Consider the following 24872-nt stretch of genomic DNA (forward strand, 5'->3'; position numbering starts at 1 on the left):
GTCTCACCCGGGCCCGTCACCAGACGCGTACCGACCCGCCCGGCGCGAAGGCGGGGCTGGTCGCGTCGGCCGGGACCTCCTTCAGGGGTACGGCGATCTCGTCCACCGTCGGGCCGACGACCGCGGCGACACGGTCGAGGGCCTTCAGGTCGAAGCCGTAGACGCGGGCGGCGTTGCCGCCGGTCATCGCCGCGATCTCCGCGGGCGGCAGGCCCGCGTACGCGATCCGCAGGCCCTCCCGGGAGTACGGCGCGGTCCCCTCGTCGTGCGGGTAGTCGCTGCCCCACATGATCTTGTCGAGGCCGATCCGGTCACGCAGCGGCACCTCGTGGGGCCGCATGAAGCTGGCCCCGACGTAGCAGTTGTCGCGCCACACCTCGCCGGGGCTCGCGCCCATCGAACCGGCGAGCCCCGCACCGAACTTGGACTCGGCGGTGGACGCCCGGGTCGCCGTCGCCACCAGCCTTCCGTGGTAGTAGTCCAGCATCTCGACGACACCCGGGATCCAGCCCGAGCCCTGTTCGGTGAGGACCAGCTTCAGCCCGGGGTGGCGGCGGAAGGCCCCGCCGAAGATCAGGTGCCACAGCGCCCGGTGGGAGAACCAGGTCGTCTCCACCATGAAGACGGCGCGGGCCGCCGGTTCGACGCCGAGCGGTGGGGAGGCCGAGCCGCCGTGGTGGTTGACCGGGACATCCAGTTCCGCGCAGACCGCCCAGAGCGGGTCGTACACCTGCGAGTACAGCTCGGGAATGCCGGAGCCGGGCGGGGCACCGGGCAACAGGATGCCGCCGGTCAGGCCCGCCTCCTTGGTGCGGCGGACCTCGCGTACGGCCTCCTCCGGATCGTTGAGGAGGATCTGCGCGACGCCCGCGCGCCGGCCCGGCGCCTGCGCGCAGAAGTCGGCGAGCCAGCGGTTGTGGGCGCGCAGCCCGGCCCAGCGCTGTTCGTACTCCGCCTGCGACGGCGCGGGCGCCATCAGGGCGGCGGAGGGGAAGAACGGGGGGATGGTGTTGGGGAAGACGACCTCCGCGACGACGCCGTCCGCCTCCAGCTCCGCCACGCGGCGTGCGGAGTTCCAGTTGCGGTCGGCGGTGTCGGCGAGGAGGTCCTCGTACGGATTGACGTAGGCCGCCGCCCACCCGTCGAAGTCGTCGTGGTATTTCGTCTCCAGGTAGGGCCGGTAGTCGAGGAGGTCGGCCCCGGCATGGCAGTCGGCGGAGATGACGGTGTAGTGCTGTGTGCGGCGGTCCATCAGCCGGCCCCCAGGACCGGGAAGTCGTGGTCGGTCAGCCAGTGCCGGCCCACTTCGCGCGATCTGGCCCAGGACGCCTCGACCGCCGTCTGGTCGGCGCTCTGGCCCAGGTCCTCGGGTACGGGGCCGATGCGTTCGGCGATCGGGGCGAGCTTCGCCGTGTCGAACCCGAACACCTCGGCCGCGGCGAGGCCCAGCATGCGGCGGGTCTCGGCGACGGGGATGTCGTGGAAGGTGTCGCGCAGCCACCGGGCGGTGTCCGGCCATGTGCCTTCGGGGTGCGGGAAGTCGCTGCCCCAGAGGATGTTGTCGACGCCGATCTCGTACCGCTGGGCGAGTTCGCGGCGTTTGGTGTTGGTGGCGCAGATGAAGACCTGGCGGTCGAGGTACTCGTGCGGGGGCCGCTTCAGTTCGGCGAACGGGGAGAGTTTCTTTCCGCCGTGGGCGCCGAGGTAGAGCCGGTCCATGAACCAGAGGAGGTTCGGCAGCCACCAGCAGCCGGACTCGGCGACGCCGAACCTCAGCCCCGGGTGGCGTTCGAAGGCGCCCGACCAGAGCAGGAACCAGAGCGGCCTCGACGGCCACCAGGTGACCTCGGAGACGTAGATCCCGAGGTGGTCGCCGTACTCGTGGCGCGGCGCCGCACCGGAGTGGGTGACGACCGGCATGGCCGTCTCGGCGGCGGCCGCCCACACGGGGTCGTAACGGCGGTCGTGGTACGGGGCCCTGTCCACCCACATGGAGGGGATCATGAGCGCGCCGAGTCCGGATTCCTTCGCCCGGTGGATCTCCGCGACGACCCGGCCGACCTCGCCGGTGACGGGCAACAGGGCCACTCCGCAGTGGCGTTCGGGGTTCTGCGAGACGAAGTCGGCGAGCCAGCGGTTGTGCGCCTGCGCGCCCGCCATGCCCAGTTCCGGGTCCTGGTCGCCGGAGAGTCCGAGGCCGACGCCGAACGGGGCGGCGGTCCGGCTGTCGACGGCGTCCGCGTCGGGGAAGACGACCTCGGCCGCGACTCCGTCGCCGTCGAGCTCCTTGAGACGCTGAGCGGCGTCCCAGCCTCCCCTCAGCCCCTCCTCGTTCTCGTGGAACCATCGGTCGGCGAAAGCCTCGTTGCGCACACCGAGGCGGGTCATCTCCTCACGGCGGCGGTCGCGTCCGGCGAGGAAGTCGTCGAAGTCCCGGTGGAAGCGGGGGTCGAGGTAGGGCCGGTACTCCTCGGTGGGCAGCCCGGCGTGGCAGTCGGAGGAGATGATCAGGTACGGGTCGTTCATCCGGTCGTTCGTCCGGTCGTTCATCTGCCCGCTCCTCAGTCGAGTATGAAGCTCTCCAGGTACGACGGGTCGGCCCGGTCGAGCATCGACTGCGACCTGGCACGGATCTGCCGGTCGCTGTGCTCGCTCTCCGGCAGCATCCAGAAGCGGTCGGCGCGTATCCCGTCCACGACCGTCGCGGCGACGTCCTCCACAGGGGTGAACTCCACCTCGTGGCCCGCCGCCCGCATCGCGGACTCCCACTGGTCGAGGCTGCGGTACGGGGTCCTGCGCGGGCGCTCCTTGGCGTACCGCTGGGGCCGGTTGCGGTGCGACTCCCACAGTCCGGTACGGAGCATGTGCGGGCCGGGGAAGAGGACCGAGGCGCCGACCGCCGCGCGCTCCGCCTTCAGATGCGCGTAGAGGGACTCGGTCATGGTGACGACGGCGGACTTGGTGACCGCGTACACGGAGGCGGTCGGCAGCGGGGCGATCCCGCCGTCGCCGGACGAGGTGTTGACGACATGGCCGGGGCCGCCGTCCGCGAGCATGCGCGGCACGAACGCCTGGATGCCGTGGAAGACACCCCACACGTTGACCGCGAAGGCCCATTTCCAGTCGTTGGGCTCGTGCTCCCACATCCGGCCCTCGGCCCCGGAGCCGACACCGGCGTTGTTGCACAGCACGTGCACGGCGCCGAAGGTGTCGTACGCGGCCTCGGCCAGCGCCTGCACGGAGTCGCGTTCGCCGACGTCGACGGCCCGGGCCAGCACCCGCGCACCGTCCCGGCGCAATCCGGCGGCCGCCTCGTCGAGCGCTCCCTCCTCCACGTCGGCGAGGACGACGCGCAGCCCCTCGGATGCGAACCTGCGCGCCATCGCGAGGCCGATGCCGCTCGCGGCGCCGGTGACGACGGCCACCTGCCCCTCCTCCAGCCTCATCGGACGCTCCCCTCCGGCGGGCCGTCGTGGATCTGCTGCGGGTCGTCGTAGCGCTGGTGGATGTACGGCAGCAGCGCCTCGGCGCTCACCCGCTCCACGGCCCTGCCCCGCTGGTCACTGGTCTTCTCGCCGATGGTGAGCTCGACCAGCCGGCGTACGGGGAGGTCGGCGACCGGGTCGTACACCGACTCGCGCAGCACCACGTCGCCCGAGATGCGTTCCAGCCGGCGGACCTTCTCGCGGCGGGTGCAGTGGATCAGGACGGGATCGCAGTCGAAGCCCCCGCCGTCCACCGCGGGCAGGAACTTGAAGTAGAAGTCGAGCTTGTCGACCGGTTCGGGCAGGGGGAGCGGCCCGTCGACCGCGCCCCGCACCTCGACGAACGCGATGCCGTGCCGGGCGAGCGCGGCCCGGACGACGAGGCCGTCGCGTTCGACCGTGACCTCGCCGAGCTTCTTCGGTTCGCCGAACACCTCGCGGCCGCCGGTCAGCGCCCGTTCATGAGTCATCGGCATGACGAGCGGATACCAGCCCTCGTGCCCGTCGTGGACGGCGGCCACCGCGACGGAGCCGGCGCCGAGCGGATAGCCCGGGAGCTGGACCGTGCTGATGGCGGCCCGGACCAGCGGGCGTCCGGCGGGTTCGAGGGGTGGCGGGAGGACGGCCGCCACCGCGTCGGAATCGCTCTCCCAGAGGGCCATCACGCCGGTGGACCAGATGTCGGGGAGTGTGGAGCGGGCCGCGCGGGCCGCCTCGATCTCGGCCTCGGTGCGCGCGCCGTACCGTACACGTGCCATGCCGTACCACCCTTCTCGGTCGTCCGTGAATCGGTTCTCCGTGTCGGGTTCTCCGTGCCCGGGTTCTCGTCGCCGGGTTCTGTAACACAGTTACACCCATGCCGATGAAGGGTAAATAGGCGTGCACGTAACGGAGTCCGGGAATCAAGGAGCGCTGTGGCCCGATCGTCGTTGACCCGTGAAGAGATCCTGGACACCGCCGCGGCGCTGGTGAAACGGCACGGCCCGCAGGCCCTCACCATGCGCGCCCTCGCCGCCGGACTGGGCACCGCGGTCACATCGATCTACTGGCACGTCGGCAATCGTGAATCGCTCCTGGACGCCCTCGTCGAGCGCACCGTGCGGGAGATGGGCACCCTCCGCCCGGCCGGCCGGACCCCGGCGGCCCGCATCGTCTCCGTCGCCCGCGGTCTGCGCCGTGAACTGCGGGCCCGGCCGCATCTGATCGCGATGGTCCACGAACGGGGGCTCACCGAGCGGATGTTCCTCCCCGCGCAGCAGGCCCTCGTCCACGAGGTGCACGCGGCGGGGCTGCGCGGGGCGCGGGCGGCGGCGGCGGTGCGGGCGGTGCAGTTCCAGACCGTCGGCTTCCTGCTCGTCGAACGCAACCGTGAGCGGTCCCCCGTCCAGTCCCCCGGCGAGGGCGAGCTGTGGGCCGCGTCCACCGCGGACGACGACCCGGCGCTGGCCCGTGCGCTGGCCCGGCCCGCCGACCCGGACCGGCTGTTCGCGGACTCCGTGCGGGCCCTGGTGGAGGGGCTGCTGGCCGGCCCCGTACAACAGGTGTCCCGCCCCGGAACCCCCGCGCCGGGGCGGGAGACGGCCGAATAGGAGACTGTCGGTCGCGGCCCGTATTCTCTGTGACCATGCTCGACGACCGCCAGACCGCAGCACCGTGGCCGACCGCCTACCCGCAGGGGTACGCGGTCGTCGACGTGGAGACCACCGGACTCGCACGGGACGACCGGATAGTGTCCGCCGCCGTGTACCGCCTGGACGCGCAGGGCAATGTCGAGGACCACTGGTACACCCTCGTCAATCCGCAGCGCGATCCCGGTCCCGTCTGGATCCATGGGCTGACCAGCGAGGTCCTCGAAGACGCTCCGCTCTTCCCGGAGGTCGCCGCCCAGCTGTCCGAGCGGCTCGCGGACCGCGTGCTCGTCGCGCACAACGCGGCTTTCGACTGGTCGATGCTGGCCCGGGAGTACGCACGGGCCTCCGTCACCGCCCCCGTCGAGCAGCGGCTGTGCACCATCGCCCTCTCCAAGGAGCTGCGGCTGCCGCTGCCCAACCACAAGCTGGAGTCGCTGGCCGCGCACTTCGGAGTCGTGCAGCAGCGCGCCCACCACGCGCTGGACGACGCCCGGGTCCTGGCGGAGGCGTTCCGGCCGAGTCTGCACGCGGCGGCGCGGGGCGGGGTGCGGCTGCCGTTGCTGGAGTGCCTACCGCTGACGGAGTGGTCGGACTCCCCGGTCACCCCGCGGATCGGCCGTCAGCCTTCGTACGGTCAGGGCAGCTGGCGGCCCTCGCGCAAGCGTCCGGCCTGCCCGTATCCGAACCCGGGACGGTACGAGAAGGACAAACCCCTCATGCAGGGCATGCGGGTGGCGTTCTCCGGCGACACCTCCATCGACCGCGAGCTGCTGGAGGACCGGGCCGTGGAGGCCGGGCTGCATGTGGCGACCAGCGTGTCCCGGCTGACGAGTCTGCTCGTCACCAACGACCCGGACTCGGCCACGTCGAAGACGGTGAAGGCGAAGTCGTTCGGGACACCGGTCCTGGACGAGAGTGCGTTCACCCATCTGTTGCGCGATGTGGCACCGGCTCCACAGCGGGCCGCACGGTCATCGGAGTGAACCGGGGGCGACTCGCCCGCCCGCCGCTCGCCCGCCGCCGCCCCGGCGTCCCACCCTGTGGCGCATGGCACGTTGTGAGGTTTGCGGAAACGATTACGGCATGTCCTTCGAGGTGCACGCACAGGGCGCGGTGCACGTCTTCGACTGCTTCTCCTGCGCCATTCACCGCATGGCACCCATCTGCGAGCACTGCCGGGTCCAGATCATCGGCCAGGGCGTCGAGGTCGACGGCCACTGGTTCTGCGGCGGTCACTGCGCCCGCGCCGAGGGGAGGGTGGGCATCATCGACAAAGTCTGAGCACCGGCCGCCGCACTCACTTCCCCCACCCCTGCGCGATGCACCCCATGACGCAGTTGTACCGTCATGGGGTGTACCGCTTCCTGTTGACCCGACAGTGGCTGATCCTCGCCCTCCTCTCCCTCGTGCTGATTCCCACGATGGTCGAGCTGGGCTTCTGGCAGCTGCACCGGCATGAGCACAAGGTCGCGCAGAACTCCCTGATCTCCCGCAACCTCAAGGCGAAAACGGTCCCGGTCGCCTCGCTCACCTCCCCGGGCCACACGGTTCCGCGCTCCGACTACTGGCGCACGGTGACGGCCACGGGTACGTACGACACGGCACACCAGGTGGTCGTACGACGCAGGACCTCCACCGACGACCGGATCGGCGTCCATGTGCTGATCCCGCTCGATCTCAAGGGCGGCGGCACGGTCCTGGTCAACCGCGGCTGGGTGCCCTCCGCCGACAGCCAGCGTGCTTTCCCCGACGTACCAGCCGTACCCAAGGGCGAAGTGACCGTGACCGGGCGGCTCAAGGCCGACGAGACGACGGGCGCCAGCGGCATCAAGGACATCTCGGACCTGCCGGACCGCCAGGTGATGCTGATCAACAGCGCCCAGGAGGCCAAGAGGCTCTCCCGGCCGGTACTCGGCGGGTACATCGAGCAGACCGGACCCGAGCCATCCAACGGCTCACCGGAACTGATCGCCGCCCCCGACGACGAATCGATCGGTCCGCACATGGCGTACGCCGTGCAGTGGTGGCTGTTCGCCGCCGGGGTGCCGGTGGGCTTCGTGGTGCTCGCCCGCCGGGAGAAGCGCGACCGGGTGGAGGCCGCGGCCAAGGCCGCCGCCGGGGAGCAGGACTCCTCCCGGCCGAAGAACCCCGAACAGCCGGAACAGCCGGAGCCCGCGACGGCCTGACGCCGTCCGCGCCGGGGTGCCGTCGTACCGGAGCGGCCGGGGCGCCGACGTGACGCCTGCTCCTCATGGGACTGGGCTGCTTAGCGATGCCCATGTTCGGGAACACGCCAGAACGTGACCCCAAGCATCGAGGACTATGCCCTCATCGGCGATCTGCAGACAGCCGCCCTGGTCGGCAGGAACGGTTCTGTCGACTGGCTCTGTCTGCCCCGCTTCGATTCGGGCGCCTGTTTCGCGGCCCTGCTCGGCGACGAGGACAACGGCCACTGGCGGATCGCCCCGCGGGGTGCCGACACCTGCACCCGGCGCGGCTACGCGGGTGACTCCCTCGTCCTGGAGACGTACTGGGAGACCCGTACCGGCACGGTCAAGGTCATCGACTTCATGCCGCAGCGCGACCGGGAACCCGATGTCATGCGGATCATCGAGGGCATCAGCGGCACTGTCGAGATGAGCTCCGTGATCCGGTTGCGCTTCGACTTCGGCTCGGTCGTGCCCTGGGTGCGCCGCTCGCAGGGCCACCGGGTGGCGGTCGCGGGGCCGGACTCGGCCTGGCTGCGGAGCGAGCCGCCGGTCAAGACCTGGGGCCAGCAGTTCTCCACCTGCTCGTCGTTCACCGTCTCCGCGGGCGAACGGGTGGCGTTCGTTCTGACCTGGCACCCCTCGCACTCGCCCCGTCCCGAACTCGTCGACCCGTTCGAGGCGCTGGAGAGCACCCTCGCCGACTGGTCCGAGTGGTCCGCGCGGTGCAGGTACCGCGGCCCGTACCGGGAGGCGGTGATCCGCTCGCTGATCACACTGAAGGCGCTCACCTTCGGCCCGACCGGCGGCATCGTGGCGGCTCCCACCACCTCGCTGCCCGAGGAGATCGGCGGCGTACGGAACTGGGACTACCGCTTCTGCTGGCTACGGGACTCCACACTCACCCTCGGCGCCCTCATCTCGGCCGGCTATCTGGAGGAGGCCGCGGCCTGGCGGGACTGGCTGCTGCGGGCCGTCGCCGGGGACCCGGCCGACCTGCAGATCATGTACGGCCTGGCGGGCGAGCGCAGGCTGCCCGAGTCGGAGCTGTCCTGGCTGCGCGGATACGAGAACTCCGGCCCGGTCCGGATCGGCAACGCCGCGGTGCGCCAGCGTCAGCTCGATGTGTACGGCGAGGTCATCGACTCGCTGCGGCTCGCGCGCGAGGCCGGCCTGGACGACAAGCCGCACGCCTGGAATCTGCAGCTCAGCCTGCTCGGCTTCCTGGAGTCCACCTGGCGCGAGCCGGACGAGGGGCTGTGGGAGATCCGCGGCCAGCGCCGCCACTTCGTGCACTCCAAGGTGATGGCCTGGGTCGCCGCCGACCGTGCCGTACGCACCCTGGAGAAGAACCCCTCGCTGGCCGGCGACCCCGACCGGTGGCGGACGATGCGGGACGCCGTGCACCGGGAGGTGTGCGAGAAGGGGTTCGACCCGGTGCGGAACACCTTCACGCAGTCCTACGGCTCCCGGAACCTGGACGCCGCGACACTGCTCATCCCCCGGACCGGGTTCCTGCCGCCGGACGATCCCCGGGTGATCGGGACGGTCGACGCGGTCCGGGAGGAGCTGGGCAGCGGCTGCCTGGTCCGCCGCTACAGCACGGACGGCGTCTCGATCGACGGGCTGCCCGGCAGCGAAGGAGCCTTTCTCGCGTGCTCCTTCTGGCTGGCCGACGCCCTGCATCTGACCGGGCGCGACGACGAGGCCCGCGATCTCTTCGAGCAGCTGCTGGCGCTCCGTAACGATGTGGGGCTGCTCGCCGAGGAGTACGACACCGTCGGGCGTCGGCAGGTCGGCAACTTCCCGCAGGCGTTCAGCCACATCGGACTGGTGGGCACCGCCATGGCCCTGGCCGGGGAGGACACCCTGGAGCCCGGCGCGGCAGGATAGGGCCCATGGATCTGGGACTGAAGGACCGCGTGTACATCGTCACCGGAGCGACCCGGGGGCTGGGCAACGCCACGGCCCGGGCGCTGGCCGAGGACGGCGCGAGGGTGATCATCACCGGGCGGGACGAGCAGCGCGTCGAGGCGGCCGCCGCCGAACTGGGGGCGGCCGCCGTCGGCCTCGCCGCCGACAACGCCGACCCCGCCTCGGCCCAGCGTCTCGTCGACCGTGCGCACGAGCGGTTCGGGCGGCTCGACGGCATTCTCATCAGCGTCGGCGGACCGGCGCCCGGCTTCCTCGCCGACAACACCGACGCGCAGTGGCAGTCGGCCTTCGAGTCGGTGTTCCTGGGTGCGGTACGTCTCGCCAGGGCCGCGGCGACCGCGCTCGGCGAGGGCGGGGTCATCGGTTTCGTGCTCTCCGGCTCCGTGTACGAGCCGATCGCCGGGCTGACGATCTCCAACGGTCTGCGCCCCGGCCTGGCCGGTTTCGCCAAATCCCTGGCCGACGAGCTCGGCCCCCGGGGCATCCGGGTGGTGGGCGTGCTGCCGGGCCGGATCGACACGGACCGGGTGCGTGAGCTGGACGCGCTCTCGGGCGATGCGGAGGCATCCCGCGCAGCAGGTGAGTCGCGTATTCCGCTGCGGCGGTACGGCACGCCGGAGGAGTTCGGCCGGACCACGGCGTTCCTGCTCTCGCCCGCGGCTTCGTATCTGACGGGCATCATGGTGCCGGTCGACGGCGGCTTCCGGCACGGTTTCTGAACCGGCCCGGGCTCGCTTCGCGCCGTCGGACGGACATACGCCCCAAGCCCGTCCGACGGACCGTCAGCTCACCCTTTCCGCACGGTGCCTGACCGCTCTCAGCCGCACCTCGGCCGGCAGTTCGGCCAGCCCCGCCGAGTCCCGCGCATGGGCCAACGCCCCGTCGGCGAGGCGGCCGAGCGCCTCGTCCGGCGCCGCGTGCGGCTCCATCAGCAGACGAATCCTGGCGTGCGGCGAACCGCGGCGGCCGGTCAGCCCGACCTGGGCGCGGGCCACTCCGTCCAGGGTCCCCGCCTCCTGGGCGAGCACCCCTTCCAGGGCCCGGCCCCGCAGCACCGCGCCCTCGCCGTCGCCGCTGTCCACCAGCACCTCGGCGAGGCGGGCACGACGCAGTTGGGCCAGCAGCCACCACAGGGCGAGGACGACCACGACGGCCAGGACCGCGATCACCGTCGGCCACCACCATCCCTCGCCGCGCCAGCGGTCCCGGCCGGCCGCGCCGAGGAGGACATCGCCCTTGCCGTACCAGGGCCACCAGGACGGTACGGCGAGGCCGAGTCCGGCGGCGAGCACCGCGCCGCCGACGCAGATCAGCACCAGCCCGGCCAGGCCGAGCAGCACCCGGTTGACGGTCCTGAGCAACGGGCTCACCCCCTCTTCGCCGGACGGCGGACCTGCACGGACAGGCTCGGCGGCCTGGCCAGCCCCAGTTCCCTGACGGCGGCCCCGAGCACGGTGTCCAGATCGGCCCGTACGTCGTCGAGCTCACGGAAGTGCGACACCGCGCGCACCCCGGCTCTGCCCCGGCGCATCCGGACCCGTACCGATTGCACACCGGACACCTCGACGGCCCGGTCGCGCAGCACCAGCGCCGCCGCGGTCCGGTCGAGACCGGCCCGTACACCGGGACGGTCGCGGCGCATCGGCAGCAGGGCGCGGAGCCCGGGGGTGAGGGCGAGCACCAGCAGCCAGATGCCGATCGCCGGCGCGGCCGCCGCGCCGGCCAGTACCCAGACGTCGTCCAGCGGACGGTCGGCGAGTTCGGCGGCGAGCACGCGGCGCCACCGCATCGCCGGACGGCCGGCCCGTACCGCCGCCACGTCGTAGAGCAGCAGGCCGGTGCCGCCGAGGACCACCAGCGCGAGCACCGCGGCGGGGATGCGGCGCGCGGACCAGAAACGGCCCGGCCGGCCGTCGCTCTCCGCTTGCGCGGGCACCGGATCGTACGCGGCGGACGAGGCGGGCTCGTCGGGTCCGAGCGCCTCCCCCCGTTCGGCGGGCGGGGCGGCGGGCAGCCGCCCCGTGCGGTGCTCCGGGTCGTGGGGCCCGGTCATCGGGTCCTCCCCTGTGCCGCGATGCCCGCTCCCCTCGGATACAGGCGCTCGACCTGTACGGCGACCTCCGGCACGTCCATCCCCGCCAATGCCCTCACCCGTTCGGCGACATGCCGGCGTACCCCGCCGCACTGGCGGCCGATGTCGGTGGGATATCCGAGCTCCAGACTCACCCGCACCCGGGCGGCGCCACGGTGCACCGTGACCGTGGCGCGTGGCGAGACGCCTTCCTCCGGCGGCTCGTCGATCGCCTCCTTCGCCGCTTGTGCGGCGATCTTCGCGACCACCCGGTCGGCGATCCGGGTCTCTCCGCGCGCACCGGCCGCGACCCGCCCGCTCACCCCCGGCACCACCGTCACCGCCGCCGGTCGCCGCGTTCGCGACCCCGGAAGAAGTAGCCGGGTTCCAAGTCGCCCTCCAGGAACCGGCCGGCGACGAAGCCGACCGCCCCCAACGCCGCCACCAGGAGGAAGGCCCCGAATCCGCCGAAGTACCCGGCGAATGCGAGCGCCATGCCGGCCACCATGCCGACCACCGCCATGCTCATCGTGCGCTCCTCGACTGGCTCGGTTCAAAGGCCCACGGATTCCCGGGCCTACTGAAGACGTGGTTCGGACTGGTCCTCGTCGTCGGCCTCGTCGGGCAGCTTCACATCGCTCACCGCGATGTTGACCTCGACGACTTCCAGGCCGGTCATCCGCTCGACCGCCGCGATCACGTTCAGCCGTACATCACGGGCGACATCGATGATCGAGACGCCGTAGTCGACGACGATTTCGAGGTCGAGTGCGGTCTGCGACTCGCCCACTTCCGCCTTGACCCCACGGGTGACGGATTTGCCACCGCCGGGGACCCGGTCGCGCACCGCACCGAACGTGCGTGACAGACCGCTGCCCATCGCATGGACACCGACCACATCACGTGCTGCCATTCCCGCGATCTTCTCGACCACACCGTCGGCGATGGTCGTGCGGCCACGGGTCGCGGGGTCTCCCCCGCCGCGTTTGACGAGCGGGCTCGATTCCTTGTCGGCGTGCTCGGAACGGTTCCGCTGGGGGGTCTCGGTCATCGCCATTCTTCCCTTCGGGGCAGGTTTGGACCTCCTTGCCCACATTAAGTGCGCTTGCCCCGTCTCGCGCCGTGGATGCGGCAGGCCGAGGGAATGACGACGGCCACCGGGCGGGCTCGAGACCGGGACCGGGACCGGGACCGGGACCCGTCCGGCGGTCGGGGGCGGAACCGGCTCCCGATCAGAGGTCACCCGACAGGCTCTCAGTCGGTGATGCCTGCCAGGTCGCGCAGACGGCGCCCCTGCGCGGCGCGTTCGGCGATGCGCTGCTCCTCGTAGCCGCGGGAGACGGCACCACCGAGCAGCGCCTTGGTCTCCACGACCGCGTCGCGCGGGGCGGCGAGCAGTGCGCCGGCCAGGTCACGGGCCGCCGCGTCCAGCTCGTCGGCGGGGACCACGAGGTTGGCGAGGCCGGTGCGCTCGGCCTCCTCGGCGTGCACGAAGCGGCCCGTGGCGCAGATTTCGAGCGCGCGGGCGTACCCCACCAGGTGCACCAGGGGGTGGGTGCCGGTGAGGTCGGGGACCAGGCCGAGGCTGGTCTCACGCATGGCGAACTGCACGTCCTCGGCGACGATGCGCAGATCGCAGGCGAGGGCGAGCTGGAAGCCGGCACCGATCGCATGCCCCTGGACGGCCGCGACCGACACGATGTCGTTGCGGCGCCACCAGGTGAACGCCTCCTGGTACTCGGCGATGGTCGCGTCGAGCTCGGGCTCCGGGCCACGCGCCATATCGAGGAAGGACGGCTCACCGTCGAACCCCTCAGGGGTGAACGCCTGCCGGTCGAGGCCCGCGGAGAAGGACTTGCCCTCGCCACGGAGCACGACGACCCGCACGCTGCCGGGCAGTGCCCGTCCGGCCTCGGTCAACGCCCGCCACAGAGCGGGGGACTGAGCGTTGCGCTTGGCCGGATTGGTGAGGGTCACCGTGGCAACCGCGTCGTCGACGGTGAGCCGTACGCCGTCCTTGTCGAGCACAGAGTCGTACGAGGTCATGGGGCGCCTCCGGATCGGTTCAGTCAGCATGTGGAGCTAAGTGACTGAACAGTAACCACCCGGTCGACCTCATGGTCGGCCGGGTGGCCACCGCCGTAACCGGTGAGCCCCGGGACGGGCCCGGACGAGCCTGCCCCGATCCGCCGAAGGCCGTCAGGCCGTGGCGGCCTTCTTGCCCCGTGTCGCTCCGCCGCGTCCACGCAGCGTTACTCCGGACTCACTGAGCATCCGGTGGACGAATCCATAGGAGCGGCCGGTCTCTTCGGCCAACGCCCGGATGCTCGCACCGGAGTCGTACTTCTTCTTCAGGTCTGCCGCGAGCTTGTCGCGCGCGGCGCCGGTAACCCGGCTGCCCTTCTTCAGAGTCTCGGCCACCCGTGCCTCCTCATGGGAAGTGCGCTCTGGACTCTCATGATCACCCCTCGCGGGCTTCCTGGCCACCCATTCCGCAAGGTCCGCGCAAGCGGATTCCCGCCCGGACAGCGGGCCGACCCGACCGGAATCCCGTAATCCGTGGGGCTGCGGGGGTTGGCGGGAAGAGTCGCGGGGTGAACCACCAGGTCAGGGCCACACGGGGATGACGGGCCCCAAATGGGTGCGCCCGGCAGACATCTGCCGGGCGCCGCGCCGAGGTACGAGACGTACTCACGCAGATGAGGGATCACGCATGGGCCGAATGATCCATACGGAGTGGATCAGACGGTGGCCGTACGGGGATCAGGCCAGCGCCACCAGGTCCTGGTAGTCCGCGCCCCACAGGTCCTCGACACCGTCCGGCAGCAGGATGATGCGCTCCGGCTGGAGGGCCTCGACCGCCCCCTCGTCGTGCGTGACAAGGACGACGGCGCCCTTGTACGTGCGCAGCGCGCCGAGGATCTCCTCGCGGCTGGCCGGGTCGAGGTTGTTCGTCGGCTCGTCCAGGAGCAGCACATTGGCGGAGGAGACCACGAGGGTCGCCAGCGCGAGACGGGTCTTCTCGCCGCCGGAGAGGACTCCGGCCGGCTTGTCGACGTCGTCCCCGGAGAAGAGGAACGAGCCCAGCGTCTTGCGTACGTCGACGAGATCGAGATCGGGCGCCGCGGAGCGCATGTTCTCCAGGACGGAGCGGTCCGGGTCGAGGGTCTCGTGCTCCTGGGCGTAGTAGCCGAGCTTGAGTCCGTGGCCCCCGACGACCTGGCCGGTGTCGGGCTTCTCGGCGCCGCCGAGAAGCCTGAGCAGCGTGGTCTTGCCCGCGCCGTTGAGGCCGAGGATGACGACCCGGGAGCCCTTGTCGATGGCGAGGTCCACATCGGTGAAGATTTCGAGCGAGCCGTACGACTTGGACAGCCCCTCCGCCATCAGGGGGGTCTTGCCGCACGGCGCGGGCTCGGGGAAGCGCAGCTTGGCCACCTTGTCGGAGACCCGGACCGCCTCCAGACCGGAGAGCAGCCGCTCGGCCCGCTTGGCCATGTTCTGCGCGGCGACGGTCTTGGTGGCCTTGGCGCGCATCTTGTCGGCCTGCGAGTTGAGGGCCGCGGCCTTCTTCTCGGCGTTCTGCCGCTCGCGCTTGCGGCGCTTCTCGTCGGCCTCGCGCTGCTGCTGGTAGAGCTTCCAGCCCATGTTGTAGATGTCGATCTGCGACCGGTTGGCGTCGAGGTAGAAGACCTTGTTGACGACCGTCTCGACGAGCTCGACGTCGTGGGAGATCACGATGAAGCCGCCGCGGTAGGTCTTGAGGTAGTCGCGCAGCCAGACGATCGAGTCGGCGTCGAGGTGGTTCGTCGGCTCGTCGAGCAGCAGGATGTCGGCGTCCGAGAACAGGATGCGGGCCAGCTCGACACGGCGGCGCTGACCGCCGGAGAGCGTGTGGAGCGGCTGTCCGAGCACCCGGTCGGGCAGGCTGAGCGCGGCGGCGATGGTGGCGGCCTCGGCCTCGGCGGCGTATCCGCCCTTGGTGAGGAACTCCGTCTCCAGGCGCTCGTACTTCTTCATCGCCTTCTCGCGGGTGGCGCCCTTGCCGTTCGCCATCCGCTCCTCGTTCTCCCGCATCTTGCGCAGGATCTCGTCGAGACCGCGGGCGGAGAGGATGCGGTCGCGGGCGAGTACGTCGAGGTCGCCGGTGCGCGGGTCCTGCGGCAGATAACCGACCTCGCCGGAGCGGGTGATGGTGCCGCCGACGGGGCTGCCCTCACCGGCGAGGCACTTGGTGAGGGTGGTCTTGCCCGCTCCGTTGCGGCCGACGAGGCCGACGCGGTCGCCCTTGGCGATACGGAAGGAGGCGGACTCGATGAGGATCCGGGCGCCGGCGCGCAGCTCGATGGCGGAAGCGGTGATCAAGGTAAAACTCCAGGGCGGGTGGACGGCGGACGGACGGCTACGGACTCACGACTCGACGCCGTTTACTCACACACAGGGAGATTTGCCATACGGCTCATTCTACTGGCGGTGTGCAACTGCTTTTGCGGCCGCCGATCACCTCGCCGGCACGGGCGGACATCCGGGACGGCCTCGACGCGGCGGCCGCGGCCGGCGACGACCGGATCCAGGGGAGGTTCCAGGGCCGGGTCGCACCGGAGTCCTGGACGCACGGCTCGGCCGCGCGGCGCCGGCCGTGGTTCACCACGGGCTTCCGCAGCGGCGACATGACCGACCGCAACACCTTCCGCTGAACCGGGCCACTGTCGGCGGCCGATGGAAGACTGAGACGCAGATCACAGAGATCGCAGAAACGGGTCACACAGTACGAGAAGGGGTGAGCGTCATGGCAGGCGCACCGGCCGGCGTTCCGACGATCTATCCGACGATTCTGTACGACGACGCGAAGGCCGCGATCAGGACCCTGACGGAGGGCCTCGGCTTCAAGCAGGAGGCGGTGTACGAGGGCGAGAACGGCCAGGTCCTCCATGCGGAGCTGTCCTGCGGCAACGGCAGGGTGATGCTCGGCTCCAAGGGCCGCGAGGGCGTCTTCGCCGAGGCGATGCGAGGGGCGGGCCCCGCCGGTGTCTACGTCGTGGTGGACGAGGTCGATGCGCACCACGCCCGGGCCGTGGAGCACGGGGTGGAGATCCTGATGCCGCCCACGGACCAGGACTACGGCTCGCGCGACTACATGGCGCGCGACGGGGAGGGCAATGTGTGGAGCTTCGGGACGTACGCACCCGGGTCGGCGGACTGACCGGACGGACGGCCGGCGGCACGGGCCGGACGGCGGCACGGGCCGGCTGACGGACACTCGGCCGGACGGGCTCCGGGGGGTCGGCCCCCGTCCGGCGTGGCCGTACGCGCTACGCGCCGCCCGTGTGCACCTGGAACGCGGCCCGGCGCACCGCTTTGGCCAGCGCGGGGTCCGGGTGCGCGGCGGCCAGGGCCACCAGGACCTGCACGGTGCGCGGGTGGCCGACGGCCCGCACCTCGTCCAGCAGCGCCGGGACCGTGCCCTGGACGGCCGAGTCGAGATGGCGGACCAGCAGGCCGGTCTCGCCGTGGTCGGCGACGGCCGCCGCGGTGTCGACCCACAGCCAGGTGGCTTCCTCCCGGCTGAGCACGTCCTGGGCGTCCTCGGGGTCGGCTCCCTCGTACTCGGCCAGCCAGAGCAGCGCGTAGGCGCGCAGCGAGACGTCGTCGACGACGGAGCGCACCTCGGGTTCCGCCGGGGCGCCCACGACCCGGAGTGCTTCGAAGGCGAGCCCGCGCAACAGCGCGTCCTCGCCGCGGGCCACGGCGAGGAGTTCGGCGACGGCGCTGCCGACGGGGCGGGCGGCGAGCCAGGCGCGGTATTCGTCGCGGGCCGGGCCGGGGGTGAGCCGGGCGCAGCCGAGCAGCATGTCGGCGGCGGACTGCTCGATGTTCCCGGCGGGGCTCTGGGCGGCGACGCAGATCTGTTCCAGCTTGACCCAGACCGCCCAGTTTCCGAGCGGGGTGAGGGTGGCGTGCCCGGCGCCGAGGGTGAGCGCGCCGACGGCGGCCAGCCCTTCCAGGGCCCAGTCGAGAAGAAGGGCGACCAGGGCGGCGGGGTGTGCGGCGGGGGCGGATTCGACCGGTACGGGCCGCGGCTGCGGTCCGTAGGGCACCTCGCAGCGCTCCTCGTGGAGTTCCGCGACGCGCTGGCCGAGCAGGTCCAGGAGGGCGGGCACGGTGACCGGGCCGGCCGAGAGCTGGAGGAGGGAGAGCACCTGGGGCACGGCCTCGACGGCCTCGGCGACCGCGGTGGACTCGATGCCCTCGGGCGCGGGATGGACGAGGGACCAGGCGTCGAAGAGCGCCACCCAGCCGCGGAGCACGGCGGAGTCGTCGCGGCCCCAGGCGCGCAGCCGCCAGCCGGGGCGTGCGGTACCGCCGTGCAGTTCGACGAGACCGGCGAGGCGGGCCCGGTCCCAGCCGGAGCGCACCTGGGCCGGGGACAACTCCAGGGCCGTCGCGGCCCGTTCGAGAGCCTGGGCGGCCGGCGGTGGAGCGCCGGGGATCGGGCCGTCGGCTGCCCAGTGGGCGATCCGTACGGCATCGGCGAGGACCGTCCTGGCCTGGCGGGCCAGTTCGGCCCGGGGCGGGGTGCCCTCCGGGGGGCGGGGGGCCGGCCTGGTCCGCCGGGTGGTCACGGCCTTGCGAGCGGTGGCAATGGGTCGCGGGCGGACAAGTCGCAGCCTGGAGTCGCGCGGAGTACGGGACGTCACGGGGAGCAGTCTTGCCCCTGACGGCCCGAAAGCCCAAACGGAACCCGAATTCGCGGGGACAAGGGCGTCGGCCGAGGTCCGGAACCAATCGGCCGATCCCTCGCAACAGGTCACATCAGGGGCGTGAGGAAGCGGCGCAGGGCCTCTTCGTAGTGGGCCGGGTCGGCATTCCACATGGCCGCATGCGGAGCCTGCGGTACGGCGTGCAGGGAGACCAGGTCCGGGCGGCGGGCGGCCAGCTCGCGGGACGGCTGCCAGGGGGCCAGGGTGTCGTCCGGGCCGTGGAAGATCAGGGTCGGGGCGCGCAGCTCCGCCGCGAGGGAGCCGTCCAGGAGCCGGGCACCGCGCAGCCCCGTCTGCCCCTGGGCGGCACGGACGGCGAGCGGCAGCAGGGCGGCCGGGATCCCGCGGGCGACGGCCAGGGCGCGCAGCGTGGTGACCCAGTCCAGGACCGGGGAATCGAGGACGAGACCACGGATCCGGTCGCGCAGCGCGGAGTTGACGGACGCGTGCAGTGCCATGGAGGCGCCGGTGGACCAGCCGTGCAGGACGACCCTCTCGGCTCCGTACCGCACGGCGAAGCGGATGGCCGCGTCCAGATCACGCCATTCGGATTCGCCGAGGTGGGCGAGACCGTCCGGGGAACGGGGGGCTCCGGCGTCGCCCCGGTAGGCCAGGTCGAGTACGGGCAGGTGCAGGTCGTCCAGGAACCCCATGACGTTCAGGGGGTGTTCCCTGGTGGTGCCGAGGCCGTGCACGGTGATGACCCAGGTGGTGCGGGCGCCGGGCAGGAACCAGGCGGGCAGCGCGCCGAGTTCGCCGGGGATCTCGACTTCCCGGTGGGCGAGGCCGAGGGCCGAGGAGGGGTCGCCGCTGTACAACTGCGGCGTGATGCGGACCTTGGCACCGGGTTCCAGGCTGCCGCGGTCGACCCGCTCCAGCCGGCGGACGACGGTGTCGGGGGCGTGATGGGCGTGTTCGATCACCGGGCCGACGACGGCGTGGACGTCGTCGCCCACGAGCCCGTACCTGCCGGGCCGCAGGGCCGCGAGGGAGCGGGTCAGGGTGATCTGTCCGGCGGCCGTGGCGTGCACGGTGAGCCTGCGGTCGGCCGGGAGCGGTCGTCCGGACGGCGTCCTGAGTGCGGCGTCGCTGGCGTACCGGCCGGCCGCGACAGCTGCCGCACCGACGCCGAGGATCGTGGTGACGGCCGCTGCCGTGACTGTTGCCGGGCGCACCGCTCCAGTGTCGTGGGGTGTGCCGCACTCTGCCACCGGACGGGACCGTCCGGTGGCGGGGAGGCGGGGGGCGGGCCGGCCGTACCGTCAGCCGGGTTGCCCGTATCCCTTCAGGGCTTCCTGTACGTCGCACAGCTGGGCCGGGGAGAGCAGGTTCGGGGTGTGTCCGGGCACGGAGCTCGCGGTGAGCCAGAGCCGGCAGAGCCATTCCAGCTGGGCGGTCCTGTCGTACGCCTCGTCCAGGGTGGCTCCGTAGGTGACGGTTCCGTGGTTCTGGAGCAGGCAGCCCGTCCGGCCGCGCAGGGCGGTGAGCATGTTCTCGGCCAGTTCCCCGGTCCCGTAGCGCGCGTAGGCCGCGACCCGGACGGAGCCCCCGAACATGGCGACGGCGTAGTGGACCGGGGGGACCTCGGGGACCAGGGTGGAGACGGCCGTGGCATGCACCGCGTGGGTGTGGACGACGGCGGCCGCCCCGCTGTTCCGGTAGACCGCGAGGTGGAGCGGGAGTTCGCTGGTCGGCGCCAGTGCGCCGAGGACGCGGTTGCCTTCCAGATCGACGCCGACCGCGTCCTCGGGGCCGAGCCGGTCGTACGGCACTCCGCTCGGGGTGACCAGGACCGTCCCGCCGACCCGGGCCGACACGTTTCCCGAGGTCCCGACGACGAGGCCGTCCGCCGCCGTCCTGCGGGCGGTGGCGACGACACCCTCCCAGGCCCGTTCGATCGCGTCCCGCTGCTGATCGCTCATGCGGAGATCCTGTCAGCCCGGAGGGCGAACGGACACACGGTCGGCCGATATGTGACCGTCACATAGAAGAGGTGACCGTCACATATCGGAGAAGTTCGCCACAGGGGTGCCGAGCAGCCGAAAGGCGGCCTCACAGGGCCCATCCCGGCCCGTACCGCCCCCGGGCGGCAACCGGAGGAGAAACAGAGCGGCCCGACTCCGTTTGGAGTCACCACAGTGACCCATCCAGTTCATCTTCCGTTCACTCAGGTTGCCTACGGTCCACGTGCCAATGACGTCGAACGATTGCCTGGGTAAATGGAACACATCACGCTGCTCCTCGCGATTGTGATCGTGACAGCTCTAGTGTTCGATTTCACAAACGGTTTCCACGACACCGCCAACGCGATGGCGACCACCATCTCGACCGGCGCACTCAAACCGAAGACAGCGGTGGCCATGTCCGCCGTTCTCAACCTCGTCGGCGCGTTCCTGTCCGTGGAGGTCGCCAAGACGATCTCCGGCGGGATCATCAACGAGGACGGGCTGCGGACAGAAGTCATCTTCGCGGCACTCGTCGGCGCCATCCTGTGGAATCTGCTGACCTGGCTGGTCGGACTGCCGTCCAGCTCCTCGCACGCCCTGTTCGGCGGCCTGATCGGCGCGGCGGTGATGTCGGCGGGCTGGTCGTCGGTCAACGGCGGCACCGTCGTCACCAAGGTGCTGCTCCCCGCGGTCGCCGCCCCGATCGTCGCAGGTCTGGCCGCGCTGCTGGCCACCCGGCTGACGTACCGGATCGGCGGGAAGATCCGCAACGACGCCCAGGAGAAGGCCACCGCAAAGGGCTACCGTGCCGGTCAGATCGCCTCGGCCGGACTGGTCTCCCTCGCCCACGGCACCAACGACGCGCAGAAGACCATGGGCATCATCACCCTCGCGCTGGTCACCGGTGGCGTCCTGCACCCCGGCTCCAACCCGCCGGTCTGGGTCATCGTCTGCGCCGGTACGGCCATCGCGCTCGGCACCTACCTGGGCGGCTGGCGCATCATCCGCACCATGGGCAGCGGCCTCACCGATCTCAGGCCGCCGCAGGGCTTCGCCGCCCAGACCAGTGCGGCCACGGTCATCCTGGCCTCCTCGCACCTCGGCTTCTCCCTCTCCACCACCCAGTCCTGCTCCGGCGCCGTGATGGGCGCGGGCCTCGGCCGCCGGGGCGGCGTGGTCCGCTGGTCCACCGCCACCCGGATGTTCGTCGCCTGGGGCCTGACCCTGCCGGCCGCGGGCCTGGTCGGCGCGGGCGCGGAACTCCTCACCAAGCAGGGCACCTGGGGCGTCGTCGTCGTCGCGGTGCTGCTGGTCGCGGGCTCCGGGACGATCTGGCTGGTGTCGCGCCGCAAGCCGGTCGGCCACGGCGACGTCGCACCGACGGGCGGCGACGCCGAGCCCGCGGGCGTCGTCACGACGGCCATCGCCGCCGTCATCCCGCCGCCCACCGTGGCGCAGGCGACGGCCCAGGACCTCAAGACCACCATTCCGGCCCCGGCCGGGACCACTCCGGACCCGGCGCGACCCGCCACCGTCTAGGCCGTCCGCCCGGACCCGGCCGTCCGTCCGTCTAAGGATTTCAGCATGAAAATCGACTGGGCAGCCCTCGGCTCCGTCTTCGGCGTCTCCCTCGTCGTCACCGTCGCGCTGGTGGGCCTCTTCACCCTGGGCATCGTCGGCCTCTCCAAGCAGCCCGAACCGGCGGCACAGGGCGGCTCCGGCGGCTCGCTGCTGCTGGCCCGCGCCGGCGCGTACGTCTGCTTCGCGCTGTGCGCCGCGGCGGTCGCGTACGGGATCTATCTGATCGTCGCCTGAGCACTCCCCCGCCCACTCCCCCGTCGGGCCGGACACCCCTGGTGTGTCCGGCCCGTTGTGGTGTGCCCCGGCCCGGTGTGGGCCTCAGCACACTGCGCCGTCGCAGGTCAACGGCAGGTTGACGGGCGATCGCAGAGCGTGGTGGACTGCCGGAGCCAATTACGGCGACAGCAGAGGAAGCCGGTGCGAATCCGGCGCGGTCCCGCCACTGTCACCGGGGAGCAGTCCCCCACACCGGAAGTCACGGCGCGCGCGAGCGGGCTGGAAGGCCGGGGGAACTGCGGATCCGGGAGCCAGGAGACTCTCGTCGCCGGTCACGTCGAACCAGGGCGCGGACCCTGAGTGAGGACATATCGCCATGCCTGGCTGCCGTGCGTCCGTTGCTGTGGCGCTCTCGTCGAGAGCCGCCTGTACGAAGGTCCTCCGAGGCGCGTCGGCCGGTTGAGCCGTGCGTGCCGATCGCATCTTCGCGTACGGCGCCACGGCCGGTCTGATCGGCGATCTGCTGCTCGGTGACCCCCGCAGGGGGCATCCGGTCGCCGCCTTCGGGCGGGCCGCGGCGGGCGTCGAGCGCCGTCTGTGGCGCGACCACCGCGGGTGGGGCGCGCTGCACACCCTTGTCTGCGCCGGAGGCGCCGCGGGTGGTGCCGCGCTGATCACCCGTGCCGTGCGCGGCCGCCCCGCCGCCTCCGTCGCGCTGACCGCGGCCGCCACCTGGTCCGTCGTCGGCGGTACGTCCCTGGGGCGTGAGGCCCGGACCATCGGCGCCGCCCTGGCCGCCGGTGACATCGAGCGTGCCCGCGAGCGGCTGCCGCATCTGTGCGGGCGGGACCCGCACTCCCTCGACGGGCCGCAGATCGCCCGTGCCGTGGTGGAGTCGGTGGCCGAGAACACCTCGGACGCCGTGGTCGGCGCCCTGGTGTGGGGCGCGCTGGCCGGTGTGCCCGGGCTCGTCGGCTTCCGGGCCGCCAACACCCTCGACGCCATGGTCGGCCACAAGTCGGCCAGGCACCGTCGCTACGGCTGGGCCTCGGCCCGTCTCGACGACCTCGCGGGTTGGCCGGGTGCCCGGCTCACGGCCCTGCTCGCGGTGGCCGCCGGCGGGCGGCCACGTGGCGCGGTACGGGCCTGGCGGGCCGACGCGGCCAAGCACCCGAGCCCCAACGCGGGGCCGGTGGAGGCCTCGTTCGCGGGTGCGCTCGGCGTACGGCTCGGCGGGACCCTCGCATACGGCGGCCGGGTCGAGCACCGTCCCGTCCTGGGCGGGGAGACGGGCCGGACGGTGGAGACCGAGGACATCGAACGCGCGGTACGGCTGTCGCGCCGGGTGAGCGCGCTGGCCCTCGGCGTGTGCGTGGCGGGACGGCTGGGCGCGGGCCTCGCCGCACGGCGGATCGCGGGCCGCCGGGCCGCGGGAACCCATGGGGCAGGAACGCGCATCGCAGGACGGAGACGGACATGAGCGGCGGACTGCTGGTCGCCGGAACCACCTCGGACGCGGGCAAGAGCGTCGTCACGGCAGGCATCTGCCGCTGGCTCGTGCGCCGGGGCGTGAAAGTGGCGCCCTTCAAGGCGCAGAACATGTCGCTGAACTCGTTCGTCACCCGCGAGGGTGCCGAGATCGGCCGCGCCCAGGCCATGCAGGCACAGGCCGCCCGGGTGGAGCCGACGGCGCTGATGAACCCGGTCCTGCTCAAGCCCGGCGGCGACCGCTCCAGTCAGGTCGTCCTGATGGGCAGGCCGGTGGGCGAGATGAGCGCCCGCGGCTACCACGGGGGCCGGCAGGAAGCGCTGCTCTCCACGGTCGTGGACTGTCTGGAGCAGCTTCGGGGCACGTACGACGCGGTGATCTGCGAGGGGGCGGGCAGTCCGGCCGAGATCAATCTGCGGCGCACGGACATCGTGAACATGGGCATCGCCCGGGCGGCCCGCTTCCCGGTCGTGGTCGTCGGCGACATCGACCGCGGGGGCGTCTTCGCCTCGTTCTTCGGTACGACCGCGCTGCTCGACGCCGAGGACCAGTCGCTGATCGCTGGGTACCTCGTCAACAAGTTCCGGGGTGACGTGTCGCTGCTGGAGCCGGGCCTGGAAATGCTGCGCGGGATCACCGGGCGGCAGACGTACGGGGTGCTGCCCTTCGCCCACGGCCTCGGCATCGACGAGGAGGACGGGCTGCGGCCCGCTTTCAAGAACGGCACTGCGCTGCGCGGAGCCGTACGCGAATCGGTCGTCGCGCCGCCGTACGGCGACGAGGTGCTGCGCGTCGCGGTGTGCGCCGTGCCCCTGATGTCGAACTTCACCGACGTGGACGCGCTGGCCGCCGAACCGGGCGTCGTCGTCCGGTTCGTGGACCGCGCCGAGGAACTGGCCGACGCCGACCTCGTCATCGTGCCGGGCACCCGCGCCACCGTGAAGGCGCTGTCCTGGCTGCGCGAGCGCGGCCTCGCCGACGCCCTGGTGCGACGCGCCGCCGAGGGCCGGCCGGTCCTCGGGATCTGCGGCGGCTTCCAGATCCTCGGCGAGCACATCGAGGACGAGGTGGAGTCGCGGGCCGGGCAGGTCGACGGCCTCGGCCTGCTGCCCGTACGCGTCCGCTTCGCCCGCGAGAAGACTCTCGCCCGTCCCGTCGGCGAGGCGCTCGGCGCCCCTGTCGAGGGGTACGAGATCCACCACGGCGTCGCCGCGGTACACGGCGGGGAAGCGTTCATCTCCGATGACCAAGGACGCAGCCTCGACGGATGCCGGGCCGGCGCCGTGTGGGGCACCCACTGGCACGGCTCGCTGGAGAGCGACGCGTTCCGCCGCCGCTTCCTCACCGAGATCGCGCGGACCGCCGGCCGGCGCTTCGTCCCCGCCCCCGACACCTGTTTCGCCGCGCTGCGCGAGGAACAGCTGGACCGCCTCGGCGACCTCATCGAAGAACACGCGGACACCGACGCGCTGCTGCGGCTCATCGAGTCGGGCGCGCCGTCAGGACTTCCCTTCATCGCCCCCGGAGCACCTGGAGCACGCGCATGAACGCCC

The 24872-nt window shown here is 72.0% G+C and carries 26 protein-coding genes, 1 pseudogene and 1 riboswitch; of the genes and pseudogenes, 12 read left to right on the forward strand and 15 right to left on the reverse strand.

Annotated elements, in window-relative coordinates; translation table 11 throughout:
- Positions 1-16 precede the first annotated feature (16 nt).
- From ACF08M_RS03100 to ACF08M_RS03115, 4 genes are read right to left on the reverse strand one after another with little or no spacing between them, the layout of a single operon-like run.
- Entirely contained in the window at positions 17-1252 is a 1236-nt protein-coding gene (locus tag ACF08M_RS03100; protein ID WP_392183493.1) for an amidohydrolase family protein, read from the reverse strand.
- Complete coding sequence (locus ACF08M_RS03105; RefSeq protein ID WP_392183494.1) at positions 1252-2550, reverse strand: amidohydrolase family protein; 1299 nt, start codon at positions 2548-2550, stop codon at positions 1252-1254. The genes ACF08M_RS03100 and ACF08M_RS03105 overlap by 1 nt, the downstream gene beginning before the upstream one ends.
- 11 nt (positions 2551-2561) lie before the next feature.
- The gene (locus ACF08M_RS03110; protein WP_392183495.1) at positions 2562-3446 is read right to left on the reverse strand and encodes an SDR family NAD(P)-dependent oxidoreductase; all 885 of its coding nucleotides are present in this window, start codon (positions 3444-3446) and stop codon (positions 2562-2564) included.
- Positions 3443-4243, reverse strand: a complete 801-nt coding sequence (locus tag ACF08M_RS03115) for an acetoacetate decarboxylase family protein (protein WP_392183496.1) — start codon at positions 4241-4243, stop codon at positions 3443-3445. Before ACF08M_RS03115 ends, ACF08M_RS03110 begins: the two co-directional genes overlap by 4 nt.
- 156 nt (positions 4244-4399) lie before the next feature.
- On the opposite strand from ACF08M_RS03115, the gene ACF08M_RS03120 reads away from it, so the two are divergent.
- From ACF08M_RS03120 to ACF08M_RS03145, 6 genes are all read left to right on the forward strand, one after another.
- Complete coding sequence (locus tag ACF08M_RS03120; RefSeq protein WP_392183497.1) at positions 4400-5074, forward strand: TetR/AcrR family transcriptional regulator; 675 nt, start codon at positions 4400-4402, stop codon at positions 5072-5074.
- Positions 5075-5103: 29 nt separating this feature from the next.
- Positions 5104-6099 (forward strand): DEDDh family exonuclease, encoded by a 996-nt coding sequence (locus ACF08M_RS03125; RefSeq protein WP_392183498.1) that lies wholly within the window; start codon positions 5104-5106, stop codon positions 6097-6099.
- A 64-nt stretch (positions 6100-6163) separates the two neighbouring features.
- On the forward strand, positions 6164-6397 hold the full coding sequence (locus tag ACF08M_RS03130) for a hypothetical protein (protein WP_389989957.1): 234 nt from the start codon (positions 6164-6166) through the stop codon (positions 6395-6397).
- Between the two features lie 71 nt (positions 6398-6468).
- Positions 6469-7302 (forward strand): SURF1 family protein, encoded by an 834-nt coding sequence (locus ACF08M_RS03135; protein ID WP_392183959.1) that lies wholly within the window; start codon positions 6469-6471, stop codon positions 7300-7302.
- A 114-nt stretch (positions 7303-7416) separates the two neighbouring features.
- Complete coding sequence (locus tag ACF08M_RS03140) at positions 7417-9216, forward strand: glycoside hydrolase family 15 protein (protein ID WP_392183499.1); 1800 nt, start codon at positions 7417-7419, stop codon at positions 9214-9216.
- A 5-nt stretch (positions 9217-9221) separates the two neighbouring features.
- Entirely contained in the window at positions 9222-9977 is a 756-nt protein-coding gene (locus ACF08M_RS03145; RefSeq protein ID WP_392183500.1) for an SDR family oxidoreductase, read from the forward strand.
- A gap of 63 nt (positions 9978-10040) precedes the next feature.
- Here ACF08M_RS03145 and amaP read toward each other — a convergent pair whose 3' ends face one another.
- The 8 genes from amaP to abc-f all read right to left on the reverse strand — a co-directional run bounded on the left by amaP (position 10041) and on the right by abc-f (position 15691).
- Positions 10041-10619, reverse strand: coding sequence for an alkaline shock response membrane anchor protein AmaP (gene amaP / locus ACF08M_RS03150; RefSeq protein WP_392183960.1), 579 nt, complete (start codon positions 10617-10619; stop codon positions 10041-10043).
- Positions 10620-10624: 5 nt separating this feature from the next.
- Positions 10625-11311, reverse strand: a complete 687-nt coding sequence (locus ACF08M_RS03155) for a DUF6286 domain-containing protein (protein ID WP_392183501.1) — start codon at positions 11309-11311, stop codon at positions 10625-10627.
- Positions 11308-11661, reverse strand: coding sequence for a hypothetical protein (locus ACF08M_RS03160; protein ID WP_392183961.1), 354 nt, complete (start codon positions 11659-11661; stop codon positions 11308-11310). Before ACF08M_RS03160 ends, ACF08M_RS03155 begins: the two co-directional genes overlap by 4 nt.
- A gap of 5 nt (positions 11662-11666) precedes the next feature.
- Positions 11667-11858: a hypothetical protein gene (locus ACF08M_RS03165; RefSeq protein WP_392183502.1), complete on the reverse strand. Its 192-nt coding sequence runs from the start codon at positions 11856-11858 to the stop codon at positions 11667-11669.
- Positions 11859-11906: 48 nt separating this feature from the next.
- A complete protein-coding gene (locus tag ACF08M_RS03170; protein ID WP_392183503.1) occupies positions 11907-12380 on the reverse strand; it encodes an Asp23/Gls24 family envelope stress response protein in 474 nt (157 codons plus the stop codon).
- A 203-nt stretch (positions 12381-12583) separates the two neighbouring features.
- Positions 12584-13375 (reverse strand): enoyl-CoA hydratase/isomerase family protein, encoded by a 792-nt coding sequence (locus ACF08M_RS03175; protein ID WP_392183504.1) that lies wholly within the window; start codon positions 13373-13375, stop codon positions 12584-12586.
- 153 nt (positions 13376-13528) lie between these two features.
- On the reverse strand, positions 13529-13750 hold the full coding sequence (locus ACF08M_RS03180) for a helix-turn-helix domain-containing protein (RefSeq protein WP_018518904.1): 222 nt from the start codon (positions 13748-13750) through the stop codon (positions 13529-13531).
- Between the two features lie 342 nt (positions 13751-14092).
- Positions 14093-15691 carry a ribosomal protection-like ABC-F family protein gene (abc-f, locus tag ACF08M_RS03185; protein WP_392183505.1) on the reverse strand — a complete coding sequence of 533 codons (1599 nt, stop codon included), beginning with the start codon at positions 15689-15691 and terminating at the stop codon, positions 14093-14095.
- 125 nt (positions 15692-15816) lie between these two features.
- Here abc-f and ACF08M_RS03190 point away from each other — a divergent pair.
- Together ACF08M_RS03190 and ACF08M_RS03195 are read left to right on the forward strand one after the other, a co-directional pair.
- Positions 15817-16023: pseudogene (locus ACF08M_RS03190) on the forward strand (neutral zinc metallopeptidase); the annotation flags it as partial.
- Positions 16024-16115: 92 nt separating this feature from the next.
- Positions 16116-16529, forward strand: a complete 414-nt coding sequence (locus ACF08M_RS03195; RefSeq protein WP_392183506.1) for a VOC family protein — start codon at positions 16116-16118, stop codon at positions 16527-16529.
- A gap of 109 nt (positions 16530-16638) precedes the next feature.
- On the opposite strand, the gene ACF08M_RS03200 is transcribed toward ACF08M_RS03195, so the two are convergent.
- The 3 genes from ACF08M_RS03200 to ACF08M_RS03210 form a co-directional block, all read right to left on the reverse strand.
- Entirely contained in the window at positions 16639-17949 is a 1311-nt protein-coding gene (locus tag ACF08M_RS03200; RefSeq protein ID WP_392183962.1) for a hypothetical protein, read from the reverse strand.
- A 185-nt stretch (positions 17950-18134) separates the two neighbouring features.
- Positions 18135-19262 carry an alpha/beta hydrolase gene (locus ACF08M_RS03205; RefSeq protein WP_392183507.1) on the reverse strand — a complete coding sequence of 376 codons (1128 nt, stop codon included), beginning with the start codon at positions 19260-19262 and terminating at the stop codon, positions 18135-18137.
- An 87-nt stretch (positions 19263-19349) separates the two neighbouring features.
- Positions 19350-20009 (reverse strand): class II aldolase/adducin family protein, encoded by a 660-nt coding sequence (locus tag ACF08M_RS03210; protein ID WP_392183508.1) that lies wholly within the window; start codon positions 20007-20009, stop codon positions 19350-19352.
- Between the two features lie 297 nt (positions 20010-20306).
- On the opposite strand from ACF08M_RS03210, the gene ACF08M_RS03215 reads away from it, so the two are divergent.
- The 4 genes from ACF08M_RS03215 (at position 20307) to ACF08M_RS03230 (ending at position 24866) form a co-directional block, all read left to right on the forward strand.
- A complete protein-coding gene (locus ACF08M_RS03215) occupies positions 20307-21572 on the forward strand; it encodes an anion permease (protein WP_392183509.1) in 1266 nt (421 codons plus the stop codon).
- A 45-nt stretch (positions 21573-21617) separates the two neighbouring features.
- The gene (locus tag ACF08M_RS03220; protein WP_351198662.1) at positions 21618-21848 is read left to right on the forward strand and encodes a hypothetical protein; all 231 of its coding nucleotides are present in this window, start codon (positions 21618-21620) and stop codon (positions 21846-21848) included.
- Between the two features lie 172 nt (positions 21849-22020).
- Positions 22021-22152: riboswitch (cobalamin riboswitch) on the forward strand.
- Between the two features lie 144 nt (positions 22153-22296).
- A complete protein-coding gene (locus ACF08M_RS03225; RefSeq protein WP_392183510.1) occupies positions 22297-23310 on the forward strand; it encodes a cobalamin biosynthesis protein in 1014 nt (337 codons plus the stop codon).
- Positions 23307-24866 carry a cobyric acid synthase gene (locus ACF08M_RS03230; RefSeq protein WP_392183511.1) on the forward strand — a complete coding sequence of 520 codons (1560 nt, stop codon included), beginning with the start codon at positions 23307-23309 and terminating at the stop codon, positions 24864-24866. The genes ACF08M_RS03225 and ACF08M_RS03230 overlap by 4 nt, the downstream gene beginning before the upstream one ends.
- The last annotated feature ends 6 nt before the right edge of the window (positions 24867-24872 follow it).

It is taken from the genome of Streptomyces sp. NPDC015032 (genome assembly GCF_043080425.1).
GTDB lineage: Bacteria > Actinomycetota > Actinomycetes > Streptomycetales > Streptomycetaceae > Streptomyces.